At 63.7% G+C, this 24597-nt stretch carries 14 protein-coding genes; 5 read left to right on the top strand and 9 right to left on the bottom strand.

Going from position 1 to position 24597, the window contains the following annotated elements; genetic code table 11:
• Positions 1-113: 113 nt before the first annotated feature.
• Positions 114-1694, bottom strand: coding sequence for a DUF3369 domain-containing protein (locus ASD07_RS08885; protein ID WP_055928243.1), 1581 nt, complete (start codon positions 1692-1694; stop codon positions 114-116).
• A 144-nt stretch (positions 1695-1838) separates the two neighbouring features.
• On the opposite strand from ASD07_RS08885, the gene ASD07_RS08880 reads away from it, so the two are divergent.
• Complete coding sequence (locus ASD07_RS08880; protein ID WP_055928240.1) at positions 1839-2330, top strand: chemotaxis protein CheW; 492 nt, start codon at positions 1839-1841, stop codon at positions 2328-2330.
• On the opposite strand, the gene ASD07_RS08875 is transcribed toward ASD07_RS08880, so the two are convergent.
• Both ASD07_RS08875 and ASD07_RS08870 read right to left on the bottom strand, forming a co-directional pair.
• Entirely contained in the window at positions 2327-3277 is a 951-nt protein-coding gene (locus ASD07_RS08875) for a J domain-containing protein (RefSeq protein ID WP_055928237.1), read from the bottom strand. The genes ASD07_RS08880 and ASD07_RS08875 overlap by 4 nt on opposite strands.
• Positions 3278-3289: 12 nt before the next feature.
• Positions 3290-4438, bottom strand: a complete 1149-nt coding sequence (locus ASD07_RS08870) for a class I SAM-dependent methyltransferase (protein ID WP_055928235.1) — start codon at positions 4436-4438, stop codon at positions 3290-3292.
• Positions 4439-4491: 53 nt separating this feature from the next.
• Here ASD07_RS08870 and ASD07_RS08865 point away from each other — a divergent pair, with 53 nt between their 5' ends.
• From ASD07_RS08865 to ASD07_RS08850, 4 genes are read left to right on the top strand one after another with little or no spacing between them, the layout of a single operon-like run.
• Complete coding sequence (locus tag ASD07_RS08865) at positions 4492-5277, top strand: SDR family oxidoreductase (RefSeq protein ID WP_055928232.1); 786 nt, start codon at positions 4492-4494, stop codon at positions 5275-5277.
• Positions 5278-5306: 29 nt separating this feature from the next.
• On the top strand, positions 5307-5705 hold the full coding sequence (locus tag ASD07_RS08860; RefSeq protein WP_055928229.1) for a dihydroneopterin aldolase: 399 nt from the start codon (positions 5307-5309) through the stop codon (positions 5703-5705).
• Complete coding sequence (gene ttcA, locus ASD07_RS08855) at positions 5702-6604, top strand: tRNA 2-thiocytidine(32) synthetase TtcA (RefSeq protein ID WP_055928226.1); 903 nt, start codon at positions 5702-5704, stop codon at positions 6602-6604. The genes ASD07_RS08860 and ttcA overlap by 4 nt, the downstream gene beginning before the upstream one ends.
• Positions 6605-6660: 56 nt before the next feature.
• On the top strand, positions 6661-7845 hold the full coding sequence (locus ASD07_RS08850; protein ID WP_055928224.1) for a hypothetical protein: 1185 nt from the start codon (positions 6661-6663) through the stop codon (positions 7843-7845).
• On the opposite strand, the gene ASD07_RS08845 is transcribed toward ASD07_RS08850, so the two are convergent.
• From ASD07_RS08845 to ASD07_RS08820, 6 genes are all read right to left on the bottom strand, one after another.
• On the bottom strand, positions 7826-10141 hold the full coding sequence (locus ASD07_RS08845; RefSeq protein WP_055928221.1) for a GH92 family glycosyl hydrolase: 2316 nt from the start codon (positions 10139-10141) through the stop codon (positions 7826-7828). The two genes, ASD07_RS08850 and ASD07_RS08845, sit on opposite strands and share 20 nt — an antisense overlap.
• Positions 10138-12465 (bottom strand): GH92 family glycosyl hydrolase, encoded by a 2328-nt coding sequence (locus ASD07_RS08840; RefSeq protein ID WP_055928219.1) that lies wholly within the window; start codon positions 12463-12465, stop codon positions 10138-10140. The genes ASD07_RS08845 and ASD07_RS08840 overlap by 4 nt, the downstream gene beginning before the upstream one ends.
• Before the next feature lie 89 nt (positions 12466-12554).
• Positions 12555-14309 (bottom strand): M14 family metallopeptidase, encoded by a 1755-nt coding sequence (locus ASD07_RS08835; RefSeq protein WP_055928216.1) that lies wholly within the window; start codon positions 14307-14309, stop codon positions 12555-12557.
• 49 nt (positions 14310-14358) lie between these two features.
• Positions 14359-18126, bottom strand: a complete 3768-nt coding sequence (locus tag ASD07_RS08830) for a M48 family metalloprotease (protein WP_055928212.1) — start codon at positions 18124-18126, stop codon at positions 14359-14361.
• A 72-nt stretch (positions 18127-18198) separates the two neighbouring features.
• Entirely contained in the window at positions 18199-20874 is a 2676-nt protein-coding gene (locus tag ASD07_RS08825; protein WP_082507222.1) for a TonB-dependent siderophore receptor, read from the bottom strand.
• Positions 20875-21001: 127 nt separating this feature from the next.
• Positions 21002-24550, bottom strand: a complete 3549-nt coding sequence (locus tag ASD07_RS08820) for an indolepyruvate ferredoxin oxidoreductase family protein (protein ID WP_055928206.1) — start codon at positions 24548-24550, stop codon at positions 21002-21004.
• Positions 24551-24597: the final 47 nt, after the last annotated feature.

Genomic DNA, 24597 nt, shown 5'->3' with positions numbered 1-24597 from the left:
GCTGTCGGCGTAGGACAAGGGCTGTCCTCATTTTAGCGCTTGCACGCTGCACGCCGTGAATTTTGGAGAGATTGAACGTGGCAGCGCGGCGTGGCCGCCACAGTAGGGTTGGCTCAACTGCCCTGGCCCAGGCCGGGGTTACGTTCGACCACGTCATTCAGCGCGGCGATCACTTCGGGATCGAACTGGGTGCCGGTACGGTCGCGGATATAGGTCATCACTTCCGGATACGGCCACGGCTCCTTGTAGGGGCGCTCATGCAGCAAGGAATCGAAGACATCCACCACCGCCACGATCCGCGCCGACAAGGGAATCTGCTTGCCCTTGAGCTGGTTCGGATAGCCGCCGCCGTCCCAGTGCTCATGGTGACCGCCGGCAATTTCCGCCCCATACGTCAGGTAGCTGACACCGTCCACCATATTGGCCGCGCGTTCCAGCACGCTGCGCCCGACGGCAGCATGGGTTTGCATCAGCGCACGCTCGTCGTCGGTATGGGGGCCCGGCTTCAGCAGGATATGGTCCGGCGTCGCGACCTTGCCCACGTCATGCAGGATGGAGGCGAGGCCGATCATGTCGACCAGCTGCGGCGTCAGTTCGTCGTCGTACATGCCGCGCTCGCGCATGCGCGCAGCAATCGCCGAGGACAGCTGCTGCACGCGCCGCACATGGCCGCCGGTGCAGCCGTCGCGGAATTCCGCCAGGTCGGCCAGCGCCACCACGGTGGCTTCCTGCGCCTTGCGCAGCTGGCCGAACATGTACAGGTTGTCAAACGCGGCGGCAATGCGCTCGCAGAACACTTCCAGCAGGTCGCGCTGGATCTGGGCCAGCGGCCAGGGCGGCGTGACCGAGATCAGCACGTCGCGGCTTTCCTGCGTGTGGATGAACAGCACATTGGCCGGATGTTCGAACTGGCTCTTCTTTTCCTTGAAGGCTTTCCTGATGGTCGGCCACAACGGATGGTTGTCCGGCATCTGCTCGTTTTCCGCCAGCGGCGCATAGCCGCCGGTGGCTGCTACCACGGTGGTCTCGCCGGTGTCGACCTGCATCAGGCACAGCACGCCGTCCGCCCCGACATCGAGGATGGCCGAGACCTGGTTCAGCACGCCGGACGCGAATTCACGCAGCGAATGGATCTGGTACAGGTTGGTCGCGCCGGCCAGGATCTTGCCCAGGCCGATGCGCGAGCGCTCCAGCATGTTCAGGCTTTCATACGCACGCAGCGCCGAGATCACGGTGGTAAACAGCTTCTGCGTCGTGAGTTCGGTCTTGGCCTTGTAGTCGTTGATGTCGTATTCGATGATGACGCGCTGTTCGGGCGCCTGGCCCGGCTGGCCGGTGCGCAACACCACGCGCACGATGGAATTGTGCAGCTCTTCGCGGATGCGGCGCGCCAGCAGCAGGCCGGCATCGTCGGTTTCCATCACGACATCGAGCAGCACCAAGGCAATATCCGGCGTATCGCGCAGGATCTCAAATGCCTCGCGGCCGCTGTAGGCCGAAAACAACTCCAGCTCACGCCCTTTGAAACTGACATTGCGCAGCGCCAGGCGGGTAACCGCATGCACGTCCTGGTCGTCGTCCACAATCAGCACGCGCCACAGCCGCTGTTCTGGGGATCCTGTCGATGCCGGCTGCTTCTCTTCTTCGTCTTCTTCGAGCAGCCAGTTGTCATCGACGGCTTGAGGGTCCGCCATGAAGTCTCCTTGATCAAAATGCGCTAATCTTTACATCCAGCATAATCAGATTTGACTTAGCTAGCAATTAAAAATTGCCCCCTCGTAAATCGCTTTGCAACCTGATACGCTTTGACAACACAGATTTTGCTAAAGGAAAAAACCATGCAAGTTACTGCGCAAGAAGACGCTAGCCAAGGCAAGGAATTCCTGGCATTCAAGCTGGGTGCCGAAGAGTACGGCATCGATATCCTGAAAGTGCAGGAGATCCGCGGTTATGAAGCGGTAACCCGCATCGCCAATGCGCCCGAATTCATCAAGGGCGTGATCAACCTGCGCGGCATCATCATTCCGGTGGTGGACATGCGCATCAAATTCAAACTGGGCGAGCCGGTGTACGACCAGTTCACGGTGGTGATCATCCTGAACATCAATGGCCGCGTGGTCGGCATGGTGGTCGATTCAGTGTCGGACGTCACCACCCTGGCGCCCGAGCAGATCAAGCCGGCGCCGGACCTGGGCACCGCCTTCAGCTCCGAATACATGATCGGCCTCGGCACCATCGACGAGCGCATGCTGATCCTGGTGGATATTTACCGCCTGATGGCGAGCCCGGAAATGGGCCTGAGCGAAACGCTGGCCGCCGGCACCGCTTAACCGTTCTTGTGCGCGCAGCCGTTCTGGCCTGCGCCGAGGTTCAGGTTCTGGTAGCGGATTTCGTATTTGCCGTTCGATAGCTGGTCGACCACCAGCTTGTCGTGCGGCTGCACGTAGGCGTAGCGCACATTCGAGCGGCGCTCCAGGTCATACACCTTGATGAACACCGGCGACGCGTTGGAGCTGTTGTCCAGCGTGAGCTGCATGTCCTCGCCCTTGTTCCCGACCGGGAAGCCTTCCACGTAACCCGATTGCACCGGCCACGGTTCGCCGTTCGGTGCGACTGCCGGGGCAACCTCGGCCTCACAGTCGATGGCGGCGCCAGGCAGCACCACCTGCGACAGGGCCAGCACCTTGATAGGCGGGGCGGCGGCGGCAGAAACCGCGGGCTCCGGCGAATACGGCTTGGCAACTGCCCAGCCATCGTCGGGCGTCACTTTTTCCACCCGCGGCGGATGGATTTTCGGGGTGGCGGCGGCAGTCGCCGTCAGTTCGGCTGGCGGCTTGCCGCCCCAGGCGCCGGCCAGGACGCTGGACATGGCGCGCGGCTCGGTCACCGTCAGCACCCCGCCCAGCCAGCCCGCCGCAGCGGCGCCGCTCACCGTGCCCCAGAAGCGCCAGGACTTCAGCACCCGGCGCCGGCGCGGCAGGTCGAGCTCGCCGGACCAGCCCGGCTCATGCGCCGGTTCGTGCCTGGTGCTCTCCAGCCACTCGATTTCCCACTCTTCCTGGGTGATCCACTCGTCGTGCTCCTTGCGCCGCTGCGGATCGGACAGCGTGCCATAGGCGGTATTGACGATCGCCATGATGCGGGCCGCCTTTTCATCCCCTGGATTCTTGTCAGGATGATATTTCTGGCTCAGCGCTTTGTAAGCAGCACGTATGACTTCCTGTGGCGCGCCGCGCGCTACCTTCAGGTTGTCATAGTGAGTATGTATCTTTCCCATCTCTCAATCATATTACAAACGGTGGCTGCGGTCGCTGCGCAGCAATTGCCCAGGCAGCTCAACGCCATGGCCAATCACCAGCACCTTGAACAATTCTCCCATTTCGGCTGGAGAAAGCAATTTCTGCAGTGCGTTGGCGTGCGGCAGGTAATTCAGGGCATCGGCCGGGTCGTAGCGCTGGATCAGTTCGCCAATCCCGGCGCCGAGCAGGAAGCCGGCCTGGCTGTTATAGGCCATGACTTCGGCCCCGGCATCCTGCGCCGCCAGCGCCATGGCGGTGAAATCGACGTGGGCGGTGATGTCCTGCAGGCCGGGCAGGTAGAACGGTTCCGCGTGGGCGTGGTGGCGGTAGTGGCACATCAGGGTGCCGGTGGCGCGGTCGCCCAGGTAGAACTCACGGGCCGGGAAGCCATAGTCGAACAGGAAGGCGGCGCCTTTGCCCTTTGCCAGCATGGCGGCCAGCGTGGACATGAAGCCGCATCCTGCGCCATGCACCTCGGTGACGTAACCGACCGGCAGCTGTTCGGCGTCCGGGATCTGGCGTTCGATTTGCGCCTGCAATCCGGCGTCGGCATCGCTTGGCCGCCAGGCGAAGCCCGCGTCGGTGGCGGCGACGTGCAGCGACTGCCAGCCCCGTTCGGTCAGGGTGACCACGTCGACCGGCATCGCATCCAGCACCTCGTTGCCGAACGCCGCACCTTGAAACGATGCGGGCAGCGCGTCGAGCCAGCGCACCTGCGGGAATTCGCGCAGCAGCTGCTGCTGGCGAGCGCGCAGTTCGCCCGACAACTCAACGATGGAATAGCTCTCCACCGCGATGCCGGCATGCGCCGCCTCGGTCAGGATATCCTTGGCCAGCTTGCCCGTTCCAGCGCCGAATTCAAGGATGTGCGGTGCGCTTTGGTCCATAATAGCGGCTGCAACATGCGCCAGCGACTGCCCGAACAGGGCGCTCAGCTCGGGCGCAGTTGTAAAATCGCCATCCTTGCCCAGCTTGGCGGCGCCGCCGCTGTAGTAGCCAAGGCCGGGGGCATACAACGCCAGCTCCATGAAACGGGCGAACGGAATGGCGCCACCCTGCCGCGCGATGTCGTCGGCAATCAGGCGCTGCAAAGCTTGGGACGCGGCCAGCGCGTCGGGAGAAGGTGCTGGTAAAGACATGCCGGCATTGTAGCGGTTCAGCGCTGCCCGGCGCCATTTTGCGCAATTTGACTATGACTACAACCATTCCGACACCCGAACAGCCTGCCCGCGTGGCCCTGGTGACCGGCGCCGGGCGCCGCCTGGGGCGCGAAATCGCGCTCGGCCTGGCGCGCGCCGGCTGGGATATCGCCGTCCATTACCGCCATTCGCACGACGAAGCGCGTGAAGTGGCGCAAGCCGTTGCCGCCCTGGGCCGGCGCGCCATCACGCTGCAATGCGACCTGTCCGATGAAGAAGCCGTGCGCGGCCTGCTGCCGGCGGCGCTGAAGGCGCTGGAGCGGGTCGATTGCGTGGTCAACAACGCTTCCCTGTTCGATTACGACAGCGACCTGAATTTCAGCCAGGCCCGGCTCGACGCGCATATGCATGCCAACGTGGCGGCGCCGATCCAGCTGGCGCGCGCACTGCATGACGCCACGCCGGAAGGCGGCCAGTCCGTGGTTGTGAACCTGCTGGACCAGAAGCTTTATAATCTCAACCCTGATTTCCTGTCCTACACCCTGTCCAAGGCGGCGCTGCAGGCGGCCAGCACCATGCTGGCCCAGTCGCTGGCGCCGAAGGTCCGGGTGGTGGGCGTGGCGCCCGGCATCACCATGGTGTCGGGAGACCAGAGCGAGGAAGGCTTCGCCAAGGCGCATACCCAGACGCCGCTGGGCCGCTCCAGTACTCCCGAGGACATTGCCGCCGCCGTGGTTTATGCGGCAGGCGCGCGTGCGGTGACCGGCACTACCCTGCTGGTCGATGGCGGCCAGCACCTGCTGCCGTCGCCGCGCGATGTGATGTTCCTGGCCAAATAAAGAATTGTCATTTTTAAGGTTTAAGCACCATGCTGTCCGCCCTGATTCACCCGCAACTGCAAGACTGCCGCCGGCTGTTCCTGCGCAACTATGAAGTGCTGATCAACATCGGCGTGCACGATTTCGAAAAGAAAGGCGAGCAGCGCGTACTGATCAACGTTGACCTGTACATCCCGCTGGCCGTGTCGACCCCGAAGGCCGACGAACTGCACGAAGTGGTCGACTACGACTTCATGCGCGAGACCATCGCACGCCGCATGGCCGCAGGCCACGTGCACCTGCAGGAAACCCTGGTGGACGACGTGGTACAGGCAATGCTGGCCCACCCCAGCGTGCGCGCTGCCCGCGTATCGACCATGAAGCCTGACGTATACCCGGACTGCGAAGGCGTCGGCGTGGAAGTATTCAAGATCAAGGACGCAGCATGAACGCGGTAGTGGACAGCAAGGCGGAAGACAAGATCGCCTACGAGAACAACAAGCTGCACAAGCGCCTGTGCCGCCTGGTCGGCCAGGCCATCGGCGACTTCAACATGATTGAAGACGGCGACAAGGTGATGGTGTGCCTGTCCGGCGGCAAGGACTCTTACGCCCTGCTCGATATCCTGATGACGATGCGCGAGCGCGCGCCGATCAACTTCGAGATCGTGGCGGTCAACCTGGACCAGAAGCAGCCGAACTTCCCGGCCCACATCCTGCCGGCTTACCTGGAAAAACTGGGCATCCCGTTCCACATCGAGAACCAGGACACCTACTCGATCGTCAAGCGCCTGATCCCGGAAGGCAAAACCACCTGCTCCCTGTGTTCCCGGTTGCGGCGCGGCATCCTGTACCGCGTGGCCGATGAACTGGGCTGCAACAAGATCGCCTTGGGCCACCACCGCGACGACATCCTCGAGACCTTCTTCCTGAATATGTTCTTCGGCGGGAAGATCAAGGGCATGCCGGCCAAACTGGTATCCGACGACGGCAAGCATATGGTGATCCGTCCGCTGGCCTATGTGAAGGAAGAAGACACCGAGCGCTATGCCGCCGTGAAGAACTTCCCGATCATCCCTTGCGACCTGTGCGGCTCGCAGGAAAACCTGCAGCGCAAGCAGATCAAGGCCATGCTGCGCGACTGGGAGCAGAAGAACCCGGGCCGCGTGGAGAACACCTTCTCCGCCCTGTCCACCGTGGTGCCATCGCACCTGATGGACCGCGACCTGTTCGGCTTCAAGGACCTGAAGACCGACGGCATCGCCAACCCGCTGGGCGACATCGCCTTCGACGAGGAGCCCTGCTCCACGCCTGCTGCGACAACAATCCCTCTCGTTAATTTGCAATAAAAGCAACTTCTCCGGGTAGAATAGGTCCCTTCTTTTTCCACTGAAGGGACCTCCCGATGCAGCGTTTCCTCGGCCTGTGCGCCGCTTTCCTGATGTTGTGTTTTGCTCCGCTCGGGCAGGCGGACGCGCAGCCCGGGCTTGCCGTGGCGGTCAATGTGCGCCATGTGGCGAAAGACCTGTGGCGCGTGGATTACCGGTTCGCGCAGCCTGTTACCGCGCTCAAGCTGTATTCCATCGGCGAGTTCCGCAAGCGGGAGTGGAAGGTGCTCACGCCCGGCATGGGCATGGCATCGGGACCGGACTTCGATGTCATGGCGTCGAAGGGCAAGCCGTTCAAGGCAGCCAGCGTGCAGATCAGGACTTTCGACGGCTGGTCGCCCAAGGAATATGTCTCCTTCGCCCGTTTCGGTGACGGCGGGACGGCGGTCTACCTCGGCCACCTGCAAGGCGAGGTCGAACAAGGCAAGAAGACGCTTTCCATGCGCACCGATTTCACGTTGTCCGGCCTGGCGCAGGAAAACGTGATTGCGCCGCCGCCCAACCGGCTGGCGCCGGGCGGGCGGCGCGGCTATGCCTACTTTGGACCGGCGCAGGCTGTTCTTGCCGGTGCCGCGAAAGTCTTGTTCGATCCAGGCACCCCGCAGTGGCTGCGCGAAACCATACTTGATGTCGGCGCAAAAACGTCCGGGTACTACGAGAAGGCCTATCAGCGCCAGTTAAAGGACGAGCTGCTGATCATGGTCTCGGTTGGCAACCTCGAATCGCCGGGCTTCTCGATGAAAGGGGGCGCCATCCAGGGCGCGGGGCAGGTTTCTTACCGGCTGGAAGGCAAACAGGTGCAGCTCGACCATCCGAAGCTGCGCGAATACGCGAGCAAAACCGTAGCACACGAGATGGCGCACATCTGGCAATTGGCCATTTCCCGCGGCGGCATAGGCGACGAGCAGGCTCAGTGGATCCACGAAGGCGGTGCCGAGGCCATGGCCCTGGATGCCTTGCTCCAGACGGGTGCGTGGAGCGAAGAAACGGCGCTGGCCTACCGCGCGAAGCAGGCGGCGACCTGCGAGAAGCTTGGCGGCGCCGTCGATACCTTTGACGGCATTTATGCCTGCGGCCTGGTGCGCTTCGACAAGCTGGGCGTCGGCATCGTCCCGCTTTGGCGCTCCATGATGGAGGCGACCGAAACGACGGGCGCCGCCTATTCCCGGCAGATGATCGACACTATCGTTCCGGCGAAGTAGCCGCCGCTTCGGCGCGCGAGAACGAGTACGGCGCGTCGGCCGGCGCAATGCCGCGCAGCTGGTTCGGCTGCGCCGACATCTCGACATCGAAAGTGGCGCCGCGCAGCAGCTCGTCGTGGCCCAGCCAGTTGCGCTGCAGCGCGCGTCCATTCAGCTTTGCGGCACGGATGTAGCGCATGCCGGCCCCATTGGCTGGCGCATTGATGCGAACCTGCTTGCCGTTTTCCAGGTGCACCGTGGCGTGCTGGAACAGCGGTGCCCCCACCACGTACTGGCCGACCGCCGGTGTCACCGGATAGAAGCCCAGCGCGGAGAATACGTACCAGGCCGAGGTCTGTCCGTTGTCTTCATCGCCGCAGTAGCCGTCCGGCGTTGGCTTGTACATGCGGTTCAGCGTCTCGCGAATCCAGTACTGCGATTTCCACGGCGCGCCGGCATAGTTGTACAGGTAGAGCATGTGCTGGATCGGCTGGTTGCCGTGTGCGTACTGGCCCATGTTCGCGACCTGCATCTCGCGGATCTCGTGGATCACCGAGCCGTAATAGCTTTCGTCGAACACAGGCGGCATGCTCATCACGGTGTCCAGCTGGTTGACGAAGGCGGCACGGCCGCCCATCAGGTTCAGCAGGCCGTCGATATCGTGGAACACCGACCATGTGTAGTGCCAGCTGTTCCCTTCGGTGAAAGCATCGCCCCATTTGACGGGGTTGAACGGAGTCTGGAAGCTGCCATCCTGGTTACGGCCGCGCATCAGGCCCGTTTCCGGATCGAACAGCTTCTTGTAGTTCATGGCGCGCCGGGCATAGATGCCGACTTCCGATTCCGGCTTGCCGAGCGCCTTGCCCAGCTGGTAGATCGCGAAGTCGTCGTAGGCGTATTCCAGCGTGCGCGCGGCGTTCTCGTTGATCTTTACGTCGTAGGGCACGTAGCCAAGCTCATTGTAGTACTTGACGCCGGCGCGGCCCACAGCGCTGACCGGCCCTTCGTTGGCGGCGCCGTGCTTGAGCGCTTGCCACAGGGTTTCGATGTCGGGGCTGCGGCTGCCCTTGATCCAGGCATCGGCCACCACCGAAGCGGAGTTGTTGCCGACCATGATGTCGGCGTAGCCGGGGCTCGACCACTCGGGCAGCCAGCCGCCTTCGCGGTAGGCATTGGCCAGGCCGGCCTGCATTTCACGGTTGATCGATGGGTAGACCAGGTTCAGGAAGGGGTAGAGGGCGCGGAAGGTGTCCCAGAAGCCGGTGCCGGCGAACAGGTAGCCGGGCAAAACCTTGCCGTTGTAAGGGCTCCAGTGCACCGGCTGGCCGGCGGCATCGATTTCATACATCTTGTTCGGGAACTGCACCATGCGGTACAGGCTTGAATAGAAGGTACGCATCTGGTCGATGCTGCCACCCTCCACTTCCACCTTCGACAACACGCGGTTCCATGCCGCCTTGGCACGGGCGCGCGTGGTGTCGAAATCGTCGTTCGCGAGTTCGCGCTGCAGGCTCAGTTCGGCCTGCTCTGGGCTGATGAAGGACGAAGCGACCTTCATGTGCACCTGCTCGCCTCGTTTGGTCTTGAAGCCGACGATTGCGCCGCTATGCTGGCTTTCCATTTCGAGCGCGCCTTCCACCAGCTCCTTGCCGCGCCATACGTCCGTGGAGGCGAACGGCTTGTCGAACACCATCACGAAATACAGGCGGAAGTTGGCGGGCAGCGGGCCGCGCGCGTAACGCGTGCTGTAGCCGATGACCTTGCGCCGTTCCGGGATGATTTTGACGTAGGAGCCTTTGTCGAAGGCGTCCACCACCACATAGCTCTTGTCCGATTGCGGGAAGGTGAAGCGGAACTGGGCGGCGCGCTCGGTGGGCGTCACCTCGGCGGTGACGTTGGCGTCGGCCAGGTAGACGCTGTAGTAGTAGGGCTTGGACGTCTCAGCCTTATGCGAGAACACGCTGGCGCGGTCGTCTTCCATGAAGCGCTTGGCACCGGTCACCGGCATGACCGAGAACTGGCCGTAGTCGTTCATCCATGGCGACGGCTGGTGCGTCTGCTTCAGGCCGCGCAGCTTGTCGGCTTCGTACTGGTAGGTCCATCCGTTGCCCATCTTGCCGGTTTGCGGCGTCCACAGGTTCATGCCCCACGGGACTGCGATGGCGGGATAGGTATTCCCGTTCGACATTTCAGGCTTGCTGGAGGTGCCCATCAGGGGGTTGACCCATTCGACCGGCTCGCTGATCTTGCCCACGAATTGTGCCGATGCCAATGGCGCAGCGGTTGCAAAGGCCATGGCCAGGACGATGCGCTTCATTGCTTGTACCCCGTTTGGCTGTAAGGACGGGCGCTGGTTGCGCGGCCCCATTCCTTGTTTGGCGCGGCCCGCATACGGAACACCAGCTCGCCGCCAGCCATGATGTCTTCATGCCGCAGGAAGGTGCGTACCAGCGGCTTGCCGTTCAGGAGGACGCTGCCGACGTAGGCGTTTGCGTCGCTCAAGCCCTCCGCGCGGATCGCGAAGCGCTTGCCGTTCGGCAGGTTCAGCGTGGCCTTGTCGACAAAGGGACGCCCGATCACATACTCATTGCTGCCCGGCGCCACCGGATAGAAACCGAGCGCCGTGAATGCCAGCCAGGCCGACATCTGCCCCAGGTCGTCATTGCCTGCCAGGCCGTCCGGCTTGTCGTGGTACTGGCTGGCAACGATCTGCGCCAGGCGTGCCTGCGTCTTCCATGGTGCGCCGGCGTAGTTGTACAGGTAGGCCACGTGGTGCGAAGGCTCGTTGCCGTGCGCGTAGTGGCCGATCAGGCCGGAGATGTCTTCCATGTGGGCGTAGACATTGTCATCGACTTTGGCGTCGAACACCTGGTCGATCTTTGCCTGCAGCGCGGCGTCGCCGCCCAGCATGCCGACCAGGCCAGCGTTATCGTGCGGCATATACCAGGAATACTGCCAGGCGCTGCCTTCGGTGTAGTCGCTGCCGAAGTTGGACTGCACCGGATTGAATGGCTCGCGGAATTCACCGGTCGATTTGCGGGCGCGGACAAAGCCGGTCCCGGTGTCGAACACATTGCGGTAGTTTTGCGCACGCTGGTAGAAGCGCGCGGCCACGTCCTTCCTGCCCATCTTTTCGGCCATGCGCGCGATGGTCCAGTCGTCAAAGGCGTATTCCACGGTCTTGGAGGCGGCTTCCGGCTCCAGGTCGATCGGCACATAGCCCAGCTTCCTGTAATGTTCAATGCCGCCGTAAGGGCCGTAGTCGGCGCTGGCGACCATGGCGGCCAGGGCTTCCTCGGCATTGATGCCCTTGATGCCTTTCATGTAGGCGTCGGCGATCACAGGCACCGCGTGGTAGCCGATCATGCACCAGGTTTCCTGGCCATGGAAGGCCCACACCGGCAGGATGCCGTGCGGGCTATGCTGGCGCGAGGCCACCAGCGAATTCACGAAATCGGCGTTGCGCTGTTCCGGCTGCACCAAGGTTAGCAGCGGGTGCAGGGCGCGGTAGGTGTCCCACAAAGAAAACGTCGAGTGGTAGCGAAAGCCTTTGGCCTGGTGCACCTGGTTATCCGGTCCGCGATACTTGCCGTCGCGGTCCATGAACAGGCTTGGCGCCAGCATGGCGTGGTACAGGCTCGTGTAGACCATGCTGCGCATATCGGGCGGCGCTTCGATGGCAACCGCGGACAAGGCATCGTTCCAGGCCGTGCCGGCACGCTGGCGTTCAGCGTCGAAGTCCCAGCCCGGCATTTCATCCAGGTTGGCCAGCGCGCCATCTTCGCTGACGCCGGACAGCGCGACCTTCACCAACAGGGTGCCGTCTTCCGGAGTGCCGAAGTCGAGGGCCGCCACCAGCGCCTTGCCGTCCACCTGTACTTTGCCGGCCGCGGTCTTGCCCGGCCCGGCGAAGCCCTTGTACTCAACGCCCTCCTCGCGGTTGGCCAGGGTGTGGCCGCCGATTGGGCGCGAGAACTTCATGGCGAAGAAAACCTGGCGGCCGGGCGCCCAGCCGCGCGTGATGCGCATGCCGGTAATGGTAGTACTGTCGCGCAGCCGCAGCGATGACCACAGGTTCTTGCCGGCGTAATCGTAGATGCTCTGCCGCAGGTCGAGGATGACTTTGGCAGCAGCGCCCTTGGCATAGCGGTAGCGGTGCAGGCCAACCCGCTCGCCGGCCGTCAGTTCGACATCGACATCATGGTCCTGCAGGCGCACCGAATAGTAGCCAGGCTCCGCCCGTTCGTCTTCGTGGCGGAAGCGGGAACGGTAGCCGCTGAAGGGACGTTCCGGGTAGCCAGGCTCCAGCTTGGTCTCGCCGCTGTAAGGCATCAGCAGGATGTCACCCAGGTCGGAGTGGCCGCTGCCGGAGAAATGGGTGTGCGAGAAGCCGAGGATGGAGGTATCCTCGTAGCGGTAACCGGCCGCCCAAGGGTAACTTTGGCGGAAATGCCGCACCTGGGTGTCCGGGCTTAGCTGCACCATGCCGAAGGGCCGCGTAGCGCCGGGGAAGGTGTGGCCGTCACCGCCCGTGCCGATAAACACATTGACGGCGGCCGCCGGACTGCCTGCGGGCGCCGCTTGCGCAGCAGCGGCAAGCAGCGTTGCGGTAAACAGCGCCACGAAAGGTCGGATACCCATGGTGTCTCCTTTTACGATGGTGCTGTTATACCTTTACCCGATATTTCCTCGCAATCGAAAGTGACGGAAACGGCGAAGTTTCAGAAAGTTTAGTAAACAAGGCCCGTGCGGTAGACCGGGTACAGGTTATGGCGCTCGTCCCAGGTCGCATGGCGGCGGGCGAAGAAGTCCAGGCGGGCACGCGGACTGTTGGCGAAGGCCGGATCGCTTTCCAGCCTGGCCTTGAAGGCAGCTGCGAGTGCCGGGTCGGACGCCAGCATTTCACGCGCCGCCTCTTCGGCGACATACTCCTCCATATACTCCTTGCGCTCGAGGTAGTTGTTGAAGAAGCCCCAGGCCGCCAGCGAATCGGCGCTTGCCGGCTCCAGCATGGTCATCACCAGGCGCGATTTCGGCTGGGAGATCGGCACGAACAGGGCGCCTTTGCCTACTTCGCGCTGTTCGGCCTTCCAGCCGCCTTTCCAGCTCGCCAGCTGGTGGCCTTCAAAGGAAGTTGCGGTCAGCCTGGCTTCATCGGCGCGGAAGACTTCCACCGCCACCTTGCCCGGCGCCTGCTCCAGGCGCTTGTAGCTGATGCCGTGCGCCTTCAGCTTAGGTTCGACCAGGGAAACTTGCGCGGCCGGCACCAGGTAGCCGCCGGCAGGCGCCTTGGCCACCACGTCCGGCACCACTTCGTCGCGCAACGGCACCGTCCACTTCTGCGGTTTGGACTCGTCGTATCTGGTCCAGATGCCGCCGGATACGTCGGACGGGGTGCGGCTGTATTCGTAGCCCGGGAAGTCGATCATCCCGGTGCGCTCGGTGGTTTTGTAACTGAGCGGCATGTCGGCCAGTTTGGCGGCGCGCACATCGGCGTCCGCCGCAGCCTTGGCCCAGGCCGCGCCATGCTGCGCAAACTGCTCCATCAGCGAGACGATGGTGTTGCGGGTGACCCTCACGCGGTGCGGATAGTCGCGCCACGAGTGGGTTTCCACCAGCATGGCGAAACGGTTACGCAGCGGGAAATAGCCGGTCGAGAAGCGCGGCGTAGCCATGCTGTCGACGAAGCCGGAATCCGGCTGGTCGGTCTGGTCGAAGGAGATATAGAAATGGCGCGGGTCGGAACCCTGCTTGCGCAGGTCGGCCATGACGTTGTCGCGCAGTTCTTTACCAAGCGGCAGCAGCGCCGCATCGCCGCCGTGCACCGGCTCGACCTGGATCGAGACGTCCGGCTGGAACTTGGCGCCGTCGGTCACGTGCAGGTCGATGTAGGCCAGCGGATCCCACTCGTTGACCAGCTTGAGCATGGCCTGCATTTCAGGCGCATCGGCTTTTACGTAGTCGCGATTGAGGTTGTAGTTCTGCGCCGTGACGCGCCAGCCCATTTCGACCGGGCCGCGCTGGTTGGGGCGGTTGTTCTTGCCGAAGCGCTCATGGCCATCGACATTGAAGACGGGGACGAACAGTAGCACCTGCTTGTCCAGGGCGCCGGCAGCAGCCTTGCCGTCCAGCGCCTCGCGCAGGGCCCAGAAGCCGGCATCCTTGCCATCGATCTCGCCGGCGTGGATGCCGCCCTGCACCAGCAGCACCGGCAGCTTGCGCTGCCTGGCTGCGGCGGCAGTCAGTGCACCGGTACGGGAGACGGACAGCGCCAGCATCGGACGTCCCTCAGGCGTTTCGCCGAAGGAGAAGCAGCGCACGGCTTTCGGGTAAGCCTTCTGGTAATCGGCGCACAGGCGCTGCACTTCGTCGTAGCGGCCGGTGGCATGGTAGCCGGAGCGTTCCGCGACAGTGGCGAGGTCGGGCGCGGCATGCGCCAGTGGAAAGGCAGCAGACAGGGCAAGCAGTACGGCAGGACGAATCATCTCAGTGCTCCGGCGGTTGTTGGAAAACGCCGGAGCATTATAGAGCGCTTCAGCTTCGCAGGTATGGGCGCTCAGGCGCGAACAGCACCAGGCGCGCAGTCTTGCGCCAATGGGCCGGGGCACCGTCGCCTGCCACTACCACGCCCGCTGCGTAGGCCAGGGCACGCGCCTCCATCGGCATTGCACCCAGCACCATTTCGGCCTCCTGGAATTTGCCGGCATTCGCTGCCTCGATGAAGCGACGCAGGCGCGGCGCATATTCGCGCATCGACTTCGCCTGGACCCAGTACGGCTCGGTGTCGCGGCCATGGCGCAGCGCCAGCGCCGCACCGACCAGCAAGGTCGCCTGGTCGATGCCGTTTGCCATCGGCTCGTCCAGCGCCGCCTGCACCTGGGCCGCGCTGGCGCCGTCCGATGCCCCGACCAGCCGGCGCATGCGCGCCGCCCGGCCCGGTTCGTCCTTGGTCGCCTGCAGCGCCTTGCCCAGTTCGCCGCGCGACAGGGCGCCATACGGGTCATTCGTATCGCGCTCGGTCTGCGCCATGGCGGCGACGCGCGAGTCCGCGGGCAAGAGGCGAGTCCTGACCTGCCCCTCCAGCAGGCGCTGCAAGCGTTCCAGCTGCATTTCCAGTTCCGCGTTCTCGTATGGCAGCTTGCCTTGCACCTGGCGCAGAGGCTCCAGCGCTTCGTTCCAGACGCCGTGATCGAGCAAGGTGCGCACGTGCAGGTAAGCCAGCCAGGCATTGCCGGGGAAGCGCGCCCGTGCCGCCGCGATCTCTTCCCGGGTGGCAGCCTGGCCGCAGCGCAGCGCCAGGTAGAGCCGGTCGCCGTCTTGCGGGCGCTCCTTGGCACGCTCGCGTGCTGCAGAGCAGGTCTCCGGCGATTCGTTGGCAATGTCCTGTTCGGCGCGCCGCAGCTGGACATTTTCCGGGTCGTCCTTCAGGCGCTGCACCAGCACATCGCCGGCGCCGCCTTCGTGTGCCATGGTCAGCCAGGTATAGGTCGACGGCGCCTTGATGCTGTCCCAGCGCGCGTGGGCCGATACCATGGCCTTGCGCTGCGCCTCGTCCTTCACCAGACCCGACAACGACTCCGGCTCCATGCCCGATGCCGCGACAAGCACCTTGCGCCATTTCTTGCTCTTGCTGCTGACCGATTTCGGCGGCTCTTCGAACAGCACGTCGGCGTCGGTGTCGAACCAGCGCGGTGCGCCAAGTACGATGTTCTTTTCGTCGCCAGCACCGCCGTAATGGACGATGCCGGTTGCCATCACGGAGCCCCCGGCTACGTTGTACACCGACTGCTCCGCGCCATCGCGGGGACGCAAGCTTTCCAACAGCCGGCCATCCAGCAGGCGGGCTTCGACGTTATGCTGCGCGTCCGCGCTGGCATCGATCGTGACGTGCTGGCCCGGGTCGACCAGCCTCGAATTGCCGTCGATCGTGACACGTACCGGCGTGCCCAGGCCGTTGTAGACCATGACGGTCGAAGTGCCCAGCGCCATGCCCATGCCCAGCACACTGACCACGACGCCGCCAGCAACCGCCAGGCGCGCACCGCCGGCAAACCAGCCATCGGCGCGCTGGAAGCGCGACCACCAGTCCAGCGACGTTTGCAATTTCCGCTCGCCGCCGGCCAGCAGCACGCCGTAGCTTATTGGAACCTGGCACGGTTGCGGTGCCGCGGCAATCGGGGCGCCGCTGCGCGCATGGCTGGCCAGCAGCGTTTCGCTGACCAGCATCTGTTCCAGCACCGCCGAGCGCAGCGCGCCCAGCCAGTTGCTGGTGTGGGAGGTCCAGTTGGCGACCGCATGCAGCCAGTCGTTGATGTTGTCGCGCGAGACCGGCGACAGCGTGAATTTCTGCAGCGCGGTTTGCCAGCTCTCCGTCATTTCCAGCCGCTCCATCAACTGCGGGTCGAGCTGAACGGCGCCATTGCCGCGATAAATCTCATCGAGCACCAGGTAAAGGCCGCTGCAATCGGCGATCAGCCGGCGGATATTGCTTTCGCTCTGGCGCGCTACGGCCGTCACCACCGCGCGGGTGTTCAACACCAGGCCCCAGGCATCGTGCAGGTCGGCGGCGCTGTGTTCGGCGTAATGCAGTACGTCGAGCAGGCTGTCCAGGTAGGCCGGCCAGCCTTCACCCAGTTTGACCGCCGCCGCATAGTGCCAGGCACGCACCGTTGCATCATGGCGGCGCAGCTTTTCTTCCAGTTGGCCGATGCGTTCATCGGTGCGCTGCAGCGCCGCCGGCAATTGGTTGACACGGTATTCTTCGCCGCCCAGCTGCACGCGATTTCCCTGCACCTTGGCGTGGCCGTTGATCACGGCCGACAATTGCGCGCGCTCTTCCTGCAGCTGACGCAACTGGCGCACATCTTCCTTGAGCGAGACCGGATACAGGGCACTGGCCACGGCCGCAGGCTGGGCATTACGCGCAGCGCGCAGTTCCCCGGCTTGCGTGGCGTGGCGCGTCAGCGAACGGCCGAAGTACACGCCGCAATAGCGGCTCTGGAAATGCTCGCGGCGATATTCCTTCGCCAGGCGTTTCAGGCTATCTTCCAGTTCGACCGGGGCCGCTTCGCCTTCCTGGCCTTCCAGCAGATGGGCGGTCATGCGCTGGCGCAGCCCCGCCGCATCGTCGAACAGCGACCATGCGCTGGACTGGTCGACCGCAGCCGCCAGGTAGCGCCGTTTGGCATTCTCTTCGCGCTCGTGGTTTTGCGGGTGGGTTTGCCACATACGCGGCGGCTGGCCCAGCTCCGCCTTGAACACGCGGTGCTGCTCCGGCTGATGCGACGGCAGCGGCGGCACCTTGCCGTAGTACGGGTCGTCCAGGATTCCGGCCATGCGCGCCGTAACATGACTTTGTACGGCATAGGCATCGACGGTGGCGCGGCCGGCGCCGTGTTCGCTGAAGACGAAACCGACGCTGCGCTCCCAGGCGTCGTCCGCCGCGCCCAGGCGGTGCAGCGCGTGGACCAGGGCATCGCTGCCGGTCAGCGACACCGCCACCAGGTCGGCCTGCATCTCCATTTCGCGCGACAGGGCCCTTTGCATCAATACCACCAGGCGGAAGACCTGCTCCACCAGCGAGCGCAGTGACCAGACGATGACCTGCAACACCCAGGCCACCAGGCGCAGGCGGATATCAATGCGGCCAAAGCCTTCGATGAAGTCGTCCAGCTTGTCGCGGCGCGCTACCATTTCCTGCACCACCTGCTGCGCCACGTAGGCCCAGCGGCCTACCGCCATCGAGCGTTGCGCGAAGTGGCCGAATTCGTGCGCCAGCACGGCGCGCAGTTCGCCCAGCGGCATCGCGTTCACCAGCGGCAGGCCGATTTCCAGGTTTTTCTTCGAAGGGAAAATCAGGTTGAGCAGCGACAGGTCATAGAACACTGCGGCATTCACGCGGTTGGAGAGGAAGACCCGGTGCGGGCGCGGTGCGCCGGCCGCATCGGCCAGCTCCATCAGGTAATCGAACAAGCGCGGCTGCTCTTCGCGTTTGACTTCCACCACGCCGGGCGACATCGCGTGGCGTACGGCGAAGACCGCCTTCAACATGACGATCGCCAGCAGTACCGCCACGATGGCGGCGCACCAGCTGGCGAAACCATTGCCGCCGTGCTGGCTGGCGTGCACCAGGCGCCAGGCACTGAACAGGAACCAGCCTGCCAGGCCGAAATACAACAGTACAAAGGCCAGCAAGCCTGCCACGGCAAGGCGCGCGCTGCGCTGGTATGCGGCTGTGGGACGGGTCAGTTCGGCCAGCACGGCCGGCTGCGACGGGATCGCGGTTTGGATGATGCACTCCATAGAATTATTGCATCCAATGATTCTATGGAGTAACTAATTGATTGTAAATATTCCAATCAAATTTACAACAGGTTAAGTGCCGAAATGATAATTCAACTCAAGCCACAGCTGGCGGCCTGCCGGGCTGTAATTGCCGACGGGGTAATACGGCCAACCGCCGCTTGCGTCCCGCTTGACGCGGTTGAGCAGGTTGTTCACGGCCAGCGATACCGTGGTGCGCTGGTTCACCTTGACCACAGAGCTGGCGTTGACCAGGATGGTTGGCGTCAGCCAGGCCTTGCCGGCGGCGTCAGGCACTTTGCCGTAGCGTTGCAGGAACAGCGTGTTCGACCAGTCGCCCGCATTCCAGGTCAGGCTGGCGTTCAACTTGTCGCGCCAGTCGTTATTGCCCAGGTCGTCCTTGTCGTTGTTCAGCGGGTCGCCGGCGAACTGGCGCGACTCCTGTTTCAGCGTCTTCGAGTAATTCACCCTGGTGCTGAAGTTGCCGTAAGCGCTGGTGCGCAGGAGGTACTTGGCCGACAGGTCGATGCCGCTCACCCTGGTCGATGCCGCGTTGATCGGGTTGACCAGGATCTGCCTGATCTCGCCCGGCTTGTTCAGCGCATTGTCGGCATAACGGACGATGCGGCGGATCGCATCGGCGCAGGTCGGCAATGTGAGGTCGCCCTTGATGCGGCAATCGGATTCATCGCGCAGCAGCTTGTCGGCGCTCAGGTTGGTCACCAGGTCGTCGATGCGGATCTTCCAGTAATCCAGCGTGACGTCGAAGTCGGCGCTTGGCGACCATACAACGCCCAGACCGGCGGAGCGGCCCTTTTCGGAGCGCAGGTCCGTGCTGCCGGTCTGTACATAGTCGGCGCCCGGCGAGTAATTGGCGAAGTCGCAATCGGCCACCGGCTGGCCCGCTTTGGCGCAGCGGTAGTAATCGGTGGTGGACGAGTAATAGCCGGTGCCGCGCGCCTTGTAGATGTAGTTCATGTCCGGCGCCCGGAAGCTGGTCGCCACATTCCCGCGCAGCAGGAGCTGCGTGGCCGGGCGCCATTCCAGCCCGCCGTTGTAAGTGAACTTGCCGTCGTCGCGGCCGGCGAAGCTATAGCGGTCGTAACGCCCGGCCAGCGTGCCGGCCAGCGTCTTCAGCAGCGGGACGCTGGCCTCGGCGCCGAGGGCGTAACGCTTGCGGGTGCCGGAGGTGACGTCGGACGGCGCCAGCGTGTTGAAGTAGCCCTGGTTGATGCGTGCATCCGGAATATTGGAGAAGCCCTGCTTGCCCAGTTCCGCCACCGTGGCCACCTTGACCGGGCCGGCTGGCAGCTTGAACGCTTCGCCGTTGGCGGTCAGGCTAAGGGTATTGGTCCACGATTTGTCGTCGCTGACCGATTCGCCGGTGATGGAATGGAATTCGCCGGGCGTCAGGCGCGTGGTCAGGCGCGCAGGATCAGGTGCGAAGATGGCGATGCCGCTGGCATTCACGCCCAATTGTTGGCCGAGAAAGAAGCTGTCGATATTGGCCAAGGCACGCTGGGTGTGGTTCTGGCTCTTGTACTGCGAGGCGGCATAGCCGGCTTCGTAGTTCCACGAAGTGCCGGGGACAAGGCCGCGCACGCCGAGCGACAGCGACGCTGCCTGGTCGTCCCAGCGGCGGTTGTAGCGCTCCACGCCGCCCATCTCTTCGGGCGAAATGAAGCGGCTCCATGCCTCGTAGCGGCTGGTGTTCTGGTTCCAGAAATAGCTGTCGGTGGCCGAACGCGAAGTCCACGACGGGCCGCGCGTGTTGTTGGTGCTGCGGTTGTTGCCGTACAGGGCCTCCGCAAACAGCGTGGTGGACTCGGACAGCTCGTAGTTGGCGCTGCCGAACAGGTTCTGGCTGCTGTTTTTGGTCTGGATGGTCCAGTAAGTCGGGCCGACTTTCGGGCTGGCGCAATAGCTGCCTGCCTTGGCCGTGTACTTGACGGTGCTGCCGCCGAACAGGTCGCCGAGGTCGGAGCAGGTGTTGCCCAGGTCGACGTATTTACCGCTGCTGACGTTCTTGCGTGCCAGTACCGAAGTCGGCGCCACGCCGCTCTTGCTGGCCATGAAGTCGCGCTCTGCGCTCCACAGCGGATCGCGTTCCAGCAGCTCCACGCTGAACAGGGTGTTCAGCTTGTCGAAGCTTTGGCCGCCGCTGAATTGCAGGCGCTTGTTGCTGCCGCCGCCGCGCGTGGTGGTGCCGGCCTTGAGATTGATGTCGTAGCCGTTGGCCTGCTTCTTCAGGATGATATTGACCACGCCCGCAATCGCGTCCGAGCCATAGACCGCCGATGCGCCGCCGCTCAGGATCTCGATGCGCTCCACCACGCTCGACGGGATATTGGCCAGGTTGGTGAAATTGACCGTGCCTTCATAGGCGATCGGGAAGTCGGCCATGCGGCGGCCGTTCAGCAGCACCAGCGTGTGGTTCGGCCCCAGGCCGCGCAGGCTGATGGCGTTGGCCGATGGGGTGAACGTATTGCCGTAATCCGCGCCTTGTACGAAGCCGCTGTTCTGCGACTGGTTGGTCAGCGCGTCGAAAACGTTTTTGAAGCCTTGCCTGGTGATGTCGTCGCCGGTGAGGACCGTCACTGCCGACGGTCCTTCCAGGCTGGCGCGCGGGATACGCGAGCCGGTGATCACGACGGCGGCCGGCGATGCCGCCTCCTGGGCCTGTGCGGCGCCGGCCAGCAAAACGAAAGCGCCAGCCGCCAACGGTTTCAATTTGAATCTTGTCTGCATTGAAGTAGTCCTCTTGGGAAGAGGCGCCACCTTAGCAAGCCGGTCTTTATTACTGAACGAATGATTTTGCAGATGCTTATGAAAAAAGCCGGGGACGGGCCCCGGCCTTTCATGAAACCGCGTGGTATCAGGCTGCGTGCGTTGCAACCGCCGGTCTGCTGAATTCCGCCAGCAGCGCTGCTTCCTTCTGCTTGGCCGCCTTCAGGTGGCGTTCCTTGACGTGGCCGTAGCCGCGGATGTCTTCAGGGATGCGCGCAATCGCCACGGCGGTTGCCAGGTTATCGGCAGTCAGCTTGCCCAGGAGAGCGGACACGGTGTCGCGGTATTCGCCGATCAGGGCGCGTTCCATCTTGCGCTCTGCGGTGTAGCCGAAGACGTCGAAGGCGGAGCCGCGCAGGCCCTTGAACTTGGCCAGCACGCCGAAGGCCTTCAGCATCCATGGGCCGAATTCCTGCTTGACCAGGTGGCCTTCCTTGTCCTTCTTCGCAAACAGCGGCGGCGCCAGGTGGAACTTCACCTTATAGTCGCCTTCGAACATGCCTTCAATCTTGGCGCGGAAGGCCGCGTCACTGTGCAGGCGCGCCACTTCGTACTCGTCCTTGTAGGCCATCAGCTTGTAGAAGTAGCGGGCCACGGCTTCGGTCAGTTTCTTCGAACCCAGCGCGCCTTCTGCTGCCTGCACCTGGGCCACGAAATCGCTGTACTGCCTGGCGTATGCGGCGTCCTGGTAGGCAGTCAGCAGTTCGACGCGCTTGGCGATGATCTCTTCCAGCGTCTGGGTGCGCTTGAATTCGATCACGCTTGCCGGGGTGGCCAGCTTGGCCACGGCGGCGCTGTCGTGCGCGCAGTAGCGGCCCCAGTTGAAGGCCGACTTGTTGAAGCCAACCTGCACGCCATTCAGTTCAATCGCCTTCATCAGCGCTTCTTCCGACAGCGGCACATGGCCTTTCTGGAAGGAGTAGCCCAGCATGAACATATTGGTGGCAATCGAGTCGCCCATCAGCGCGGTCGCGATCTTGCCGGCGTCGACGAAGTCCACATTGGCTTCGCCGCAGGCGCGCTTGATCTCGGCCTGCGAAGAAGTGCCCGGGAACTGCCAGTCGGGGTTCTTCACGAAGGCCGCGGTGGTGGCGCCGGTCGAATTGATGGCAGCGTAAGTGCGGCCTTCGCCCATGCGCGACAGCGCGTCTTTCGACGCGGTCACGATCTGGTCGCAGCCGATCACCAGGTTGGCGCTGCCGGTGCCGACGCGGGTCGAGTGCAGGTCGCCCTGCTTGTCGGCCAGGCGCACGTGCGACATCACCGGGCCGCCCTTCTGGGCCAGGCCGGACATGTCCAGTACGATGGCGCCCTTGCCTTCCACGTGAGCCGCAACAGCCAGGATCTGGCCGACGGTCACCACGCCGGTGCCGCCGATGCCGGTGATCAGGATGCCGTATGGGTTGGCGGTCGAAGGCAGTACCGGCGATGGCAGGGCCGGTACTTCGCCGCCGCCCGCTGCAGCTGCTTTCTTCGGCTTTTTCAGGCCGCCGCCTTCCACCGTCACGAAGGACGGGCAGAAGCCGTTGACGCAGGAGAAGTCCTTGTTGCAGCTGGACTGGTTGATCTGGCGCTTGCGGCCCAGTTCAGTTTCCAGCGGCTCCACGGACAGGCAGTTGGACTGCACGGAGCAGTCGCCGCAGCCTTCGCACACGGCTTCATTGATCACGGCGCGCTTGGCCGGGTCGGGGAATTCGCCTTTTTTCCGGCGGCGACGCTTTTCGGAGGCGCAGGTCTGGTCGTAGATCATGGCCGACACGCCCGGCTTGTCGCGCAGTTCCTTCTGCACGTCCATCAGCTCGGAGCGGTGGCGCACGGTGACGCCCGGCGCCCAGTTGTAATCGTCCGGATATTTCTCAGGTTCGTCGGTGACCACGATGATCGGGGTCACGCCTTCCGCCGCGATCTGGCGCGAAATCATGCCCGGGTCCAGCGGGCCGTCCACGTTCTGGCCGCCGGTCATTGCCACCGCGTCGTTGTACAGGATCTTGTAGGTGATGTTCACCTTCGCCGCCACGGCAGCGCGGATCGCCAGGATGCCCGAGTGGAAATAGGTGCCGTCGCCCAGGTTGGTGAACACGTGCTTCTCGTTGGTGAACGGCGCCTGGCCGACCCAGGTCACGCCTTCCGCGCCCATGTGGGTGAAGGTGGACGTTTCGCGGTCCATCCACAGCACCATGTAGTGGCAGCCGATACCCGCCATGGCGCGCGAACCTTCGGGCACCTTGGTCGAGGAGTTGTGCGGGCAGCCGGAGCAGAAGTAAGGAATGCGGTCGGTCTCAGGATTGGCCTTGGCCGGCAGGTTTTTCAGGGCTGCTTCCTTGGCTTCCAGGAAGGCGATACGCTCTTTCACGCGCGCCGCTACCGGATGGTCCTTGCAATAGTGCTCGATGCGCGATGCGATGGCGCGTGCGATCTGGGCCGGGTTCAGCTCATAGGTCGCAGGCAGCAGCCAGTCGCCGTGGCCGGTCTTGCCCTTGTTGCTCCACTCGCCGGTGTCGTCGAACTTGCCGACCACGCGCGGACGTTCGCCGTCCGGCAGGTTGTACAGTTCCTCCTTCAGCGCATATTCCAGGATCTGGCGCTTTTCTTCCACCACCAGGATCTCGTCCAGGCCCTTGGCGAATTCGTGCACGCCGTCCGCTTCCAGCGGCCAGGTCATGCCGATCTTGTACAGGCGGATGCCGATGTCGGCAGCGGCTTGTTCGTCGATGCCCAAGTCGGCCAGCGCCTGGCGGGTGTCGAGGTAGGATTTGCCGGCGGTGATGATGCCGATCTTCGGCTTCGGCGCATCCCAGATAATCTTGTTCAGCTTATTGGCGCGGCAATAGGCCAGCGCGGCGTACCACTTGTAGCTGTTCATGCGCACTTCCATGTCCAGCACGGTGTCCGGCCAGCGGATATTCAGGCCGCCTGCTGGCAGCTCGAAGTCTTCCGGCATCTGGATCTGGACGCGGTCCGGGTCGAAATCGACCACGGCGCCCGACTCGATGATGTCGGTCACGCACTTCATCGACACCCACAGGCCGGTGTAGCGGCTCATCGCCCAGGCATGCAGGCCGTAGTCGATGTATTCCTGCACCGACGCCGGATACAGCACCGGGATGCCGCAGGCGTTCAGGATGTGGTCCGACTGGTGCGCGGTGGAAGACGATTTCGCAGCATGGTCGTCGCCTGCCAGCACCAGCACGCCGCCGTGCCTGGACGAGCCGGCGTTGTTGGCGTGCTTGAACACGTCGCCGCAGCGGTCGACGCCCGGGCCCTTGCCGTACCACATGGAGAACACGCCGTCGTACTTGGCGTCTTCGAACAGGTTGGTCTGCTGGGTGCCCCAGACGGCGGTCGCCGCCAGGTCTTCGTTCATGCCCGGGTGGAATTTGACGTGGTGCGCGTCGAGGTGCTTCTTGGCCTTCATCGCGGTCTGGTCGACCGAGGTGACCGGCGAACCGCGATAGCCGGTGATGTAGCCGGCGGTATTCAGGCCGGCTTTCAGGTCGCGTTCACGTTGCAGCATCGGCAGGCGGATCAGGGCTTGGGTGCCGGTCATGAAGGCGCGGCCGCGCTCCAGGGTCCACTTGTCGTCGAGGGTGATGTCGTGCGCGGGCGATAGCTCGCCGCTCTTGACGGGTGCGTTCATCAGGTGTGTCTCCAAAAACTTCTAAAAGATTAGAACGGCGCCCCGTC

This window comes from Duganella sp. Root336D2 (assembly GCF_001425005.1).
GTDB lineage: Bacteria > Pseudomonadota > Gammaproteobacteria > Burkholderiales > Burkholderiaceae_D > Rugamonas.
This window is presented reverse-complemented; position numbering and strand designations above follow the sequence as displayed.